Annotated in this window: 8 protein-coding genes and 1 pseudogene; 4 read left to right on the forward strand and 5 right to left on the reverse strand. The window is 67.4% G+C overall.

Going from position 1 to position 11,869, the window contains the following annotated elements; all coding sequences use genetic code 11:
* Window positions 1-13 precede the first annotated feature (13 nt).
* Complete coding sequence (locus tag ACZ60B_RS24875; protein WP_469390470.1) at window positions 14-3,091, forward strand: AfsR/SARP family transcriptional regulator; 3,078 nt, start codon at window positions 14-16, stop codon at window positions 3,089-3,091.
* On the opposite strand, the gene ACZ60B_RS24880 is transcribed toward ACZ60B_RS24875, so the two are convergent.
* Window positions 3,085-4,653, reverse strand: a complete 1,569-nt coding sequence (locus tag ACZ60B_RS24880; RefSeq protein WP_469390472.1) for a glycosyl hydrolase — start codon at window positions 4,651-4,653, stop codon at window positions 3,085-3,087. The genes ACZ60B_RS24875 and ACZ60B_RS24880 overlap by 7 nt on opposite strands.
* Before the next feature lie 273 nt (window positions 4,654-4,926).
* On the opposite strand from ACZ60B_RS24880, the gene ACZ60B_RS24885 reads away from it, so the two are divergent.
* The gene (locus ACZ60B_RS24885) at window positions 4,927-5,451 is read left to right on the forward strand and encodes a peptidase inhibitor family I36 protein (RefSeq protein ID WP_469390474.1); all 525 of its coding nucleotides are present in this window, start codon (window positions 4,927-4,929) and stop codon (window positions 5,449-5,451) included.
* Between the two features lie 1,238 nt (window positions 5,452-6,689).
* Here ACZ60B_RS24885 and ACZ60B_RS24890 read toward each other — a convergent pair.
* Window positions 6,690-7,853, reverse strand: coding sequence for a scabin-related ADP-ribosyltransferase (locus ACZ60B_RS24890; RefSeq protein ID WP_469390476.1), 1,164 nt, complete (start codon window positions 7,851-7,853; stop codon window positions 6,690-6,692).
* A pseudogene (locus tag ACZ60B_RS24895) lies at window positions 7,840-8,040 on the reverse strand (hypothetical protein); the annotation flags it as partial. The gene ACZ60B_RS24890 and the pseudogene ACZ60B_RS24895, both read right to left, overlap by 14 nt.
* A 281-nt stretch (window positions 8,041-8,321) precedes the next feature.
* Here ACZ60B_RS24895 and ACZ60B_RS24900 point away from each other — a divergent pair.
* Window positions 8,322-9,563, forward strand: a complete 1,242-nt coding sequence (locus ACZ60B_RS24900; RefSeq protein WP_469390478.1) for a DMT family transporter — start codon at window positions 8,322-8,324, stop codon at window positions 9,561-9,563.
* A 605-nt stretch (window positions 9,564-10,168) separates the two neighbouring features.
* Here the strand turns inward: ACZ60B_RS24900 and ACZ60B_RS24905 are convergent.
* Together ACZ60B_RS24905 and ACZ60B_RS24910 are read right to left on the reverse strand one after the other, a co-directional pair.
* Window positions 10,169-10,369: a DUF397 domain-containing protein gene (locus ACZ60B_RS24905; protein ID WP_469390480.1), complete on the reverse strand. Its 201-nt coding sequence runs from the start codon at window positions 10,367-10,369 to the stop codon at window positions 10,169-10,171.
* Window positions 10,366-11,247, reverse strand: coding sequence for a helix-turn-helix domain-containing protein (locus tag ACZ60B_RS24910; protein ID WP_469390482.1), 882 nt, complete (start codon window positions 11,245-11,247; stop codon window positions 10,366-10,368). Before ACZ60B_RS24910 ends, ACZ60B_RS24905 begins: the two co-directional genes overlap by 4 nt.
* A 154-nt stretch (window positions 11,248-11,401) precedes the next feature.
* On the opposite strand from ACZ60B_RS24910, the gene ACZ60B_RS24915 reads away from it, so the two are divergent.
* On the forward strand, window positions 11,402-11,857 hold the full coding sequence (locus ACZ60B_RS24915; RefSeq protein ID WP_469390484.1) for an ATP-binding protein: 456 nt from the start codon (window positions 11,402-11,404) through the stop codon (window positions 11,855-11,857).
* Window positions 11,858-11,869 lie beyond the last annotated feature (12 nt).

Raw genomic sequence — 11,869 nt, forward strand, 5'->3', positions numbered from 1 at the left:
TAGCATCACGAGGGTGACCGAAGAGACCTCGACCGCCGTACGTTTCTCCTTACTGGGACCGGTCCGGGCCTGGCGCGGAGGTCTTGAACTGGATCTTGGTTCGCCGCAGCAACGGGCCGTCCTGGCCGCACTGCTGTTGCGCCGGGGACGGACCGTCACGCCCGCCGAACTGATCGACGCCATATGGGGTACTGAGCCACCGATGGCCGCTGTGTCTGTTCTGCGCACTTATGTCTCGCGCCTTCGCAAAGTCCTGGAACGCGACCGTGACTCCGTCGGAACGCCGCGGACGATCGTCTCTGTCGGAAGCGGGTACCGGGCCCGGATACCGGAAGAGACGCTGGATCTGGCCGTGTTCGAACGGCAGATCGCGGACGCTGTGCGCGCGTCCGCCGCCGGTGACGAATCCGCCGCCGCGCAGCTGCTGCACGAGGCTCTCGGCAAGTGGCGGGGTGTGCCACTGGCCGGTCTGCCCGGCCCGCTGGCCGAGGCCGAGCGCTCCCGCTTGGCAGAGGAACGGCTGACCGCGCTGGAGAAGCGCCTGGACCTCGATGTCCGCCTCGGCCGTCACGGCGAGGTCATCGGGGAGCTGATGCTGCTGAGCCGTGAGCACCCCTTGCGTGAAGAGCTGTGCCGGCTGCTCATGCTGGCTTTCTACCGGTCCGGAAGGCAGGCAGAGGCCCTGGAGGCCTATCGAAGGACGCGCGCCACCCTGGTGACCGAGTTGGGCGTGGAACCCGGCCCGTCCCTGCGAGATGTGCACGCGCGAATCCTCGCGTCGGACGCGTCCTTGACTCCTGCCACTTCCTCCGACGCCCGACTGTTCCACCGCGAGACCGGACAGGGCCCCATGGCCGGTGCGTCGCCCACGCAGGATGCAAGGGACCGGACACCGTCCACGTGGGGCGCCTCGGTGGAGGCCGAGCCCTCGGAAGACGCGACTGCCGTGGCAGCGGCCGGGAGCGCCGTTTCCGCCGACGCCCCGGACCGGTCACAGGACAGTGCGTCCAGGATCCCCCCTCAGGAGCCTCTTCAGGTCCCCGTCGTCGGGCGTCCTGCCGCCAGGTCCGCCGGTCCCCCCCGCCCCGCGCAACTCCCCGCCGACCTGGCCGCCTTCACCGGCAGGAGTGCCGAACTGGAGCACGCTCTCGCCCTGCTGCCGTTCGACGAGAACACGCCGACCACGCTGACGATCAGTGCGATCGGTGGCATGGCCGGTGTCGGCAAGACCACCCTGGCGGTCCACCTCGCCCACCAGGTCGCCGACCGTTTTCCCGACGGACAACTCTGCGTCAACCTGCGGGGCTTCGATCCGACCGGCTCGGTGGTGCCTCCGCAGGAGGCCATCCGTATCCTTCTCGACGCTCTCGGTGTCCCCCCGCAGCAGTTGCCCGCCGGTCTCGAGGCCCAGGCCGCGTTGTACCGCAGTCTGCTGGCCGAACGGCGGGTGCTGATCCTCCTCGACAACGCCCGCGACAGCGAGCAGGTCCGCCCGCTGCTGCCCGGTTCCCCCGGCTGCCTCGTCATCGTCACCAGCCGCAGCCAGCTCACCGGTCTGGTCGTCGGTGAGGGAGCACATCCGCTGACGCTGACTCAGTTGACGCCCGTCGAGGCACGGGAGTTCCTGACGCGCCGGCTCGGCGCCGAGCGGCTGACCGAGGAGCCGGCCGCGGTGGACGAAATCGTGACCCGGTGCGGCGCGCTGCCCCTGGCTCTCGCCGTTGTCGCCGCGCGCGCCGCCACCCATCCCGACTTTCCGCTCAGCGCCATCGCCGCGGAACTGCGGGACAGCCACGACAGCCTCGACGTCTTCGCCGGGGACGACATCACCACCGACGTACGGGCCGTCTTCTCCACCTCCTACAAGGCTCTGTCCGCGCCGGCCGCGCGGATGTTCCGACTGCTGGGACTGCACGGCGGCCCGGACGTCTCCGCGCCCGCAGCGGCCGCTCTCGCCGGGATCGCCCCACGGGAGGTCCGCGCCCCGCTTCTCGAACTGACCCGTGCCCACCTGCTCACCGAGCACTTCCCCGGCCGTTACACCCTGCACGACCTGCTGCGCGTCTACGCCACCGAACGAGTCGCAGCAGAGGAGACGTCTCAAGAGCGTGAGCCGGCAGTCCATCGGCTGCTGTCCTGGTATCTGTACACGGCCGATGCCGCCTACCCGCTGCTCACCCCGGGCCGCCGCCGGGTCCCCCTCGAACCGCCGCCGGCCTTCTGCCGGCCGCTGTCGTTCACGACCCATGGCGAGGCCCTGAACTGGTGTGAGACCGAGCGGTCCAACCTGGTCGGCGCGGTCCACCAGGCGGCCGTGTTCGACCATGCGGACATTGCCTGGCGACTGCCCGCTGTCCTGTGGGGGTTCTTCTACTTGCGCAGCCACCTGGAGGACTGGCTCGACACCTGCCTCACAGGCCTGTCCGCCGCGCGCGATGCTCACGACCGTCAGGGCGAGGCGCAGGCCCTCATCGACAGGGCCGCGGCGCTGCGCTGCGCGGGCCGCCACGACGAAGCCGTCGACCATCTGCACCGAGCGATGACCGCCTGCCGGGAAATCGGGGACACGGACGGCAGGCGGAAGGTGGTGGGCAACCTCGGCGACGCTTACCTTCAGACAGGGCGGCTCGACAAGGCCGTCGAGTACATCCGCCGGTCGCTCGCGCTCAACCGGGCCACCGACAACATCTGGAGCGAGGGCATCGCCTTGAGCAACCTCGGGGATGCCTACCAGCGGCTCGGCCGTTTCGAAGAGGCCGCCCGCTGTCTCGAACGGGCTCTTGTCGTCCTGCGCGACAGCGGCAACCGCTGGGTCGAGGGTGTCACTCTCGACGTGCTCGGCACGGTCCACTACAGGCTGGGTGCCCACGACCACGCGGTCCGGTACTACCTGCAGGCGCTCGCGGTCCACCGGGAACTGGGCAACCGGTGGGGGGAGGGACACACCCTGGGCCACCTCGGCGACGTCCAACTGGCTGTCGGTACGCCCGAGGTGGCAGGGGCGACATGGCGGCAGGCCCTGGCGATCTTCGCCGAGTTCAATCATCCGGACGCCGTGAACATCGAGAAGAGGCTGCTGTCCCTTCAGTGAGCCCGGCGGTAGGCCTGGCCCGCGGTGTTCGCGGTCGTGCCGTCGTACAGGCCGGTCGGGCCGGTCCGCGTGGACAGCGTGAACCAGGCGTAACGCTCCAGGTAGTCGAGGTCGTCCAGCATCTGCGTCGAAGCCTCGATGAAGTCGGCCTCCTGCTGAGGGCTGGGGTAACGGGGGGTGCCCTGCGAGAAGTCGATCAGACCGTACTCGGTCAGCCAGACCGGCTTGTGGTATCGGTCATGCACTCGCTTGATGTAGTCGTGCAACTGGCCGGCCGCGTCCGGACCGAAATCAGCGCCGTACCAGTGCAGCGGGACGAAGTCGACGCGCAAGCCGCGCTGAGCGGCCCCCTGCATGAAGCGGTCCAGCCAACCGCCGGGGACATCGGCGCCGTAAGAGACCGCCGGGGCACCCAGACGCAGACCCGTGTCCTGCAGTCTGGGCCACAGGTCCAGCGCCTGTTCCGGTGTCATGTTCGCCTGGGTGGCGCTGTCGGGCTCGTTGAAGCCGAGAAGTGCGGTGCCCTCCTCCTTGGCGTCGGCGAGTTGTCCGTCGGTGACCGACCCGGGGCCCCAGAGCATCGGAACGTACTCGACACCCGTCGGCGGGGTGACGCCGTCTGTCGACGAGGTCCAGTTGAAGTACCAGGAGACGCCCGAGTCGGCCAGCGCCTGAGAGGCGCCGTCGAACGGGTTGAGGCTGACGCCCTTGCGACCGGGGACGTAGGTGGTGCCGGTGCCGACGGACGAGGCCGGGGCAGGGGAAGGGGCGACGCCGGTCCCGTGGAAGGTGACGGTCAGGCCGCTGCACCTGGTGCACTGGTACACGGTCCGGTTGCCGGGCTCCGCGTCCTGCTTCGACCAGGCGTACGCGGTGGGGCACTTCTGGTTGATCGCGTCACTGTAGGGGGTCTTGGCGTCCCGGTTCGGGTTGACGCAGACCAGCGGTCCACCCGAGGCCGGGTCCTTCGTCAGGTCCTCGGGCGGACAGGACGCCAGCAGGTCCACCGCGCAGCCCGCCGCCGCGCACTCCCCGGACGCGGGCGGTGTCATGGCGTCGGGGGTGATGGTGACGGCGGTCGACACGGCGTCGACGTAGCTCACGTCGTACCAGGGTGCGAGCGCGTCGGCGGAGTCGAAGTTGAACTCGGCCAGACTCGTGGGCTGCTGTCCTGTGGAGCAGTGGTCGGCGTAGGGGCCGCAATCCCCTACCGCGCAGTGGAAGGTGCTGCCGTCCTCACCGGAACAACCCTGCCGGGCGAAGAACGTGCCGCGCCAGTGCCCGGCGCCCTGGTGCTCGGGCATCGTGATCGTGGCGGACTGGCCCGGGTCGAGGACCGGAAGCCCGGTCAGCGCGGCAGAGCCGTCCGCGTTGACGTTGCTGCCGATCCAGATTCGGCTGTCGGTGCTGTTTCGCAGGGTGAGAGTGTGGCTGGTGCCCTCCACGGCGGCGGCCGGTGCACCGTCGATGCGTGCGGTGTCGTGCCGGTTGAGGACGATGGTGGTGGTCGTCGCGCCGACGAGGACCATCATCAGAATGAGCAGAAGCGAGCGTCTGCGCATGAAGCGTGCCCTTCGGATCGCGCTTGCGCCGGATCGGTGGACCAGGTGCTGCCTACGCAGGCACGACGGATGCGACCGGGGCGCGGTTCAGCCCGACCCGCCGGCAGTGCGAGCAGGGTGCGGGGCGGGCCGAGGGCCGGCTGCCTGCCGGTCCGCAATCACGGAATCTCCACGTTTGCCTTGAACCCTCAAGGGGTGGTTGCCGTCGTGCTTGTGTACGTCGCACAGAGCCGGCGGCCGGTTCGGTCCGGCTCAGTCTGTAAGGAGTTATGCATGAAGTCATGGCGTTCCCGTGTCGCTGCCGTGGTCGCTGCCGCGGCAGTCACCATTCCGCTGACCGTGGTCTCCGCGTCCGCGTCGGTCCCCACCGACCCTGATGGCTTCCACCTGGCTGGTGGTTTCCCCCAGTACCAGTCGTGCATGGATGAGGGTCAGTCCGGCCTCGGGCAGGGGTACACGGAGTACCAGTGCCGCTGGAACCCGAGCAGCAGCACCTGGGAGGTGTGGGTCCGCTCAACCAACCCCAAAGACGGCTACATAGGCGGCAAGGTCTACCTTTTCGACGGCCATGACAACACCGGGGACGTGCTGGCGGTCGATCCGGTGGACATCCCCTACATCGACTGGGCGTGGAACGATCGGGCCAGCTCGGTGTGGAACCTCAGCAACAGCCGAGTCTGCATCTGGACCGATGCCGACCACCACGGCTACTCCTACAGCATCCCGGCGGGCGCGAAGCAGGAACTGCTGTACCTCTACGACAACGCGGTGTCCTCCCTCTCGGTCGGCGGCTGCTGAGGCTGAGCCGACCGGTCGACCGATCCCGCCGTCCCCCCGCGCTTCGAGGGGGACGGCGGGATCGGGCCTGCGCCACCGCGCCTGCGCCAAGGAGAAGGAGACCCGCCGGCCACGGCGTTCCGTCGTGCCCCGGCAGGTCGACCGTCGAGATGTGCGAGGTGACGGCTCCGGGTGACCGTCAGGTACGGGACCAGCAAATCTGAAAACGCTTACTGATGCCCCGATTCCCCGTCATCGGGCGTCAAGCGCACTTACCTTCTTCCTCGTCGGCCTGCGGGCCTGCCCTGAGACGAGGAGCCGTGGTGTGAAGGCCCGGCAGACCTGGAGGAGTCGGGTGTACGGCTGCCTGGGCCGCCTGCGGCTGGAGGCTGCAGCCCCTGGACCTGCGCACCGTAGGACTCCGGCGCAGCAGCGAAGCCTTCTGTGAAAGAGGGAAGGGTCGTGTGTGTCTGGGGCTGCTGGACCGGCGCACCGTAGGACTGCGGCACACCAGCACCGTCCTGGGAGCCGAGTTCGGCTATCTTGAATGACAGGTACGTCTGGTATTCAGTTGCAGAACGCAGATAACTGTCATATAAGTCCAAGTGCAGGCGGGAAGCCTCAAGGATTGCGCGACTGTGCTGGGCGTACCAATCCATGGGTCTGCCGTTGACCCTGTCCTGCTGTGCCGACGGGATCATCTGGTCGCTCACACTCAATGCAGCTTCATACTGCGGGTAATTCAGTCTGTACTGCTGCAGTGCGGTCTGCGCCTGACCGAACAGGTGTTGACTCACAGAGTCCCACGGGGCGGCTGTGTCAAAGCCGGCGCTTCTGTTCCGGTTTGTCAGTTCGTCGAGCGCCCGGCTTCTCTCTTCGAGCCCTGCATGTCGGGACGCCAACGAGGGATCAGTCACCAGCTCGTCGTAATCCAAAAACTGCATGGTGGGGACGGCCTGCGACGAGCCGTAACTCTGGTTGTCCCCTGGGTTATCGGGATCCAATTCTTCCACTTCCCTTTCTTCTGTTAGGCGGTGCCGGGCCGCGTCGAGCCTTGGCTTCTTGAGCCGGTCCGACGGTCCTCGGTCCATCGCCCCTCGGGAGAGCCGGACTGCGAGTCTCTGCGCCGACACAACGGCCCCACGGCCCCAACGGTTCAATCGGATGCGCTCGCGGTACCCACTGAGCTCCGGGCGCAGAAGGTAGGGGACCGGGGCATTACCTGCCCATGTGGCCGTTCTGGAGGTGTGGGATCAAGCTCAACGCCCGCGTCTGGCCCGCCCCTGGCCAGCAGAATTGCCGGTCTGAGGTGAGTGGGCATACGAGGAGTTTCCGGGAGTGCTCTGCGGCTGCGGTGGAGACCAATTGCTGTACTGCACCGGAGCGTACTGGGCGACCGCGACCTGAGCGTACTGGCCGACGGCGGAGTTCTCTGAATACCCCTGGTAGTGAGGGACCTGGTACCCCTGGTAGTGGGGGACCTGATACCCCTGGTACTGCTGGTATTCCGACCCCTGGTAGGGCAGTGTTCCTATAGCGTGCTCCGCCACCTCATTATCTTGATACTCCATTCCTTGCCCGCCATATCGATCGAATGATTCTTCTTCTGCGGCCCGTCGAGCCTCCCTTTGGTCAAACTGCGCCAATTCCTCCTTGACCTCCGGCAAGGCCATTTCATGATCCCGGGTACCGACTATTTCGTCAGTCCGGTCAAATTCAAATACATCAACCCTGGCAACGTATTCCGGCCTTACCCCTTTCCATGACGCAACCTCATCCTGACTTGGGAGGCTGGCCGTCTGCAGGGTGGAGACGAAATCGTAGCCCCCCGGCGGGAAGGAGAGGTATCGGTAAGAACGTCCGTTCTCGTCGACCGCCCAATCTGGCCGCGAGGAATCTGGATCAGGGTCACGGGTCAAGCTGACCAGCGCAGTTTCCTGATGTGTATTCTGATAGTGCTGAAGACTGCTGGGCGCCAGATTATTGTGAGGCCTGAATCCCTCCTCGAAGATGACGTCGGGCCCCCTGCTGTCCCAACGCCACAGTGGTTCCATATCTTTTCTATACTGGAGTGTGGCGCCAGCGGCCGGTCCGGTACGGGCCACCTGTATATCCTGAGGACGAGGGCCGTATTTGGAGCTACCGAATCCTGCCGTCATCTGCGGAGTTGGCGTGACTGATCGTCCGGGCACGCTCTGAAGCGTTGCAGCGATCAATTCCGGAGCCTCTTCTTCCTCGAAGGAGGCACCACTGGCATCCGATGTATAGCCTTCGACATCCGAATGGTCGTCGCCTTCCCAAGGTGTGGTCACTGGTGTGCCTTTCTTCTGCTCCGACAGGGCGGGAGTGAACGATAGGATCGAGGTTGCCGGCAGGGCTGAACCACCGTCTCTCAGAACGTGGCCGGGTTCAGGTCGGTTCACTGAGCCTCTTTGATTCTGAACAGTCGCAGGCCAGGAGTGTGTGGACGGCCTGGACGACGGCGCCGATGCGCCGGGTTGAACATCGAGCGCGTCGTAACAGTCGCCAGGACTTCGGCTTCCGTAGGCGGGCCGGCGTCAGCAGAGCTTCTGAACCGCTCGACGGCCTGTCCCGTTGTGTGGGCGCGGGGCACCATCCACCGTCCCGCCGGAAAGTCCAGCCGCGCCGACGCCCCCGCCTCGGTTGCCTACAGGCGCCTTGATCATGGGGAGTGTCGGTGGCGGCCCCGAAGCGTGACGCACTACCGAGTCCGTCAGACGTGAGTCTCGGCCGGCCCGGTTCGTACCCCAGGGGCACATCAGTATGAATACCCGTCGCAGATTGCCAACGGCCCTGCTGTCGCCGGACGCTGAAACCTGTTCTCACCCGCCTGACAGGCGCTTCGGCGGAACCGACGGCGGTGATACGGCGTGAAGTCCAAGATCGATCCGCTGACCGTGGCGGCGATGGGGGTCGCCGTCGTCTCGATCTCGGCCACGGCTCCGCTGACCGCGTCCGCCACCGCTTCGCCTCTCGCCATGGCCTTCTGGCGCAACGCCCTCGGCTTCGCCACTCTTGGAATCTTCCTGCTGCTGCTGCGCCGACGTGAAGTGGCCGGTGTCGTCCGCGGCCGACGCGGTCTGCTGCGTCGTGAGCAGTGGAAGCCTCTGGGTGTAGGTTCACTCGCGGCTACCGCGCTCGCCCTTCATTTCGCGGCCTTCATGACCAGTACACGGCTCACCACTGTCGCCATGTCGACAGCACTCGTCGCCACGCAGCCCGTCTGGCAGGCGCTCATCGCGGCGGCCCAGGGCGTTCGAGCCGGCAGGAGAACCTGGGCGGGCCTCTCCCTTGCCGTGGTCGGAGCCGCCGCGGCCGCCGGTCTGGACATCAAGTCCGGTGGCACCGCTTTGACGGGGGACCTGCTCGCCGTCGCCGGGGCTGTGGCGCAAGCCGCCTACACGGCCCTGAGCCACAAGGCGCGGTCGGACATGAGTACACCCATGTATTCGACGGTCTGCTCATTGGTTTGCGGGTTGGAACTGTTCGTCATCTGCCAGATGGTGGGCACTCCCCTCACAGGATTCGATGCCTCGACCCACCTGTCCTTGCTCGGCCTGCTGGCCCTTCCGCAGCTTCTGGGACTCGGAGCCATGAACTTCGCCCTGGGCAGGACATCGGCGACGACCATGAGCGTCCTGCTCCTGCTGGAAACACCCGTCGCCGCGATCACCGCTTGGTGGCTGATGGGACAGAGCGTGCACCCCACAACCCTGCCCGGGCTCGTACTCATCATCGTCGGGGTGACGATCGTGGTTTCGAGCAACGAGAACAAGCGGACGTCAGCACCGCACGCACCTGTCCGTCCGAGCTTCCCCCCGGTTCCTGGCCCACGTCAGGCCGGCGCGTGGGAAGTCGCCTACCGGCCTGCGGAACCTGCTGTGCACGGCGTGGCCTCCGCGAATTCCCAGCCCGCGTCCCGTGATCGTACGGCTCCACGCGATCCTCGAGTGGCCTGGGCCGCCCTCGCTGACGACAGCCCCACCATCACACTCAGCTATCACGGCGCAGGCGTATTCGACCGGTTGCCCATGGCCGTGCGACAGGAGCGACGCCGGCTCGCACAGCCTGACATACATGACCCGAGGTCACGGCAAGGGGCGGCGACATAGAGGTCGCTTCCGCCTGACGCTCCATCCCGTCGGCACGGGCATATGGGCAGTCGTAGAAATCGACGCGAAAGCGGGACAACAACCCGCGAGCGTCGACGCCGGCGTCGGCATCCGGAAGGCTCGTCATCAGCGGCCGCTGACCGCGGGCTCCGCGTCCGCGTCGGTCCCACCGACCCTAATGGCTTTTACCTGGCCGGGGGTTTTCGCGAGTACCAGTGGTGCATGGATGAGGGCCAGTCCGGCCTCGGGGAGTACTACAGGGAGTACCGGTGCCGCTGGAACCCGAGCGGGGAAGACTGGGAGCTGTGGGTTCGCTGAGCGGACGCCGACACGCCGAACGCGCTGCCTTGCTGGGATGTGCGGCCCGAGGATGGCCACGGCCCGACGTCCAACAGCGCGAGTTCGCGGGCTGTGTGAACTGACCCGGTGTCGTCCGGTCACCTCTCATGGGCCGTCCCGGGGTACGGACATCGACTGATCGCGTCTGGTTGAGATCGGATCTGCAAGCGATGTCCCGACCGGTGTGATCACCGGTCGGGACATGGCATCTCACCGAAGTCGACACCCGGCCTCGGCGACCGCCTCATCGACCGTGCTCCGCTCGGTTACGCCCCCAGGACTCCCGACACGAACCTCACGAAGGGCGCCCAGCCCTCGCGGCCCACGGCGAACGGCGGGCGGGCCAGATCCTTGGAGTCCCGTACGTGAACGGCCTGTTCGGCGATCGCGATCTCCACGCAGTCGTCGCCCTCACTGCCGCTGTAGCTGGACTTGAACCAGGCGAGTTCTGTCGCGCTGCCGCTCATAGCTCTCCTCTGAGTTGCTCCAGCAAGGCCCGGGATTCACTGGGACTCAGGGCCTGCGAGCGCAGTGTTTCATAGCGTTGGCAGAGCGCACTCACCTCTTTCACGTCGAAGATCAGCCGTCCGTTCTTCTGCCCTTCGGAGTACCCGAGTCGCTGTCCCGCCGCAGTCTCCAAGATCCGCACCGGACCGTCCAGGCACGCATGCAACCCCGCCTCCAGCGGCACCACTTGAAGCGTCACATTGCGCGGTGCGCTCCTTTCCAGCACATGGTCCACCAGCCCGCGCATGGCCTCCGCATCCCCGAATCGCCTCCGGAACACGTGCTCCTCGACGATGAAGCTGAACGGCACGGTCGGCCGTTCGCGCATCATCGTCTGCCGTTCCATCCGGGCGGCGAGCTGCGCCTCCAGTTCCGCGTCCGTCCGCAGCGGGATCGTGCCCTCGAACACCGCCCTGGCGTACGCCTCCGACTGCAACAACCCCGGCACCAGTCGGCACTCGTACGTACACAGGCCCACCGCCTCCCGCTCCAGCCGCGCCCAGCGCCGGAACCACGCCGCGAGCCCCACCTCACCCCTGCTGAGATGGCGGGCGACCCTCCGTAGCGCGCCCGTGTTGCCCAGGGCCTGCTCCGCGCGCTCGACGAACGCCTCGTCCGGCATCCGGCGGCCCAACTCCACCGACTCGACGGTGTGCTTGGAGTACCGGACGACGGCCGCGAGGTCGCCCCGGCTGAGACCGGCGTGCTCGCGCAACGCCTGCACCACCGCGCCGAACGTACGCAGACTGTCCGACGGGTGGGGCTCCCGCTCCCCCTCCCCCACCGAAACCGCACGAGCGCCGAGGCCCGCGCCCGCCTCCGTTTCGACGATGCCCATCCGCCACCCCTCTCCGGCCCGCGGGCCCGCACACGTACGGCACTCAGCGTGACGGCCGGATGTGCGTACCGTCCACCTTGTGCGTACGTACGCTCACTCACCGTACGGGGTGCGAGGCTCGCCTCCGGCCGCCTCGAAGCGCCACTCTGACGCCATGAACCAACCCGCTCCCCCACTGGCGGCCCCGACGGTCACCTTCACTCAGCTGCTGTCGTCCACCCGGCGCGGGGCCAGGCTCGCCCGGCTGCTCGGTGTCACCGAACTGCGGTCCTGGGGCGCTCCGGATTCCCTCACGGAGCGTGCGGAAGTCGTCGTCGCGGAGCTCGCCGCCAACGCCGTGCTCCACGGTCGTGTGGCGGGCCGCTGCTTCAGGCTCACGCTGGTCTTCGACCCGTCGGCCGGCCGACTGCGCGTGGAGGTCAGCGACGCCCGGGGAAGTCTCCGACCGAGGATCGCGACAAGCGCCGCCGACTCCGGTGCGTTGCGTCCCGGCGGGCGCGGCCTGGCACTCGTCACCGCCCTCGCCGACCACTGGGACTGCGTCCCCCACCCGCCCAGCGGCAAGACCGTCCGCGCGGTGCTCTCGACCGGTGCAGCGGTCCCCGGCTGAACACTCCCGCGC

It is taken from the genome of Streptomyces sp. NPDC104096, assembly GCF_055584385.1.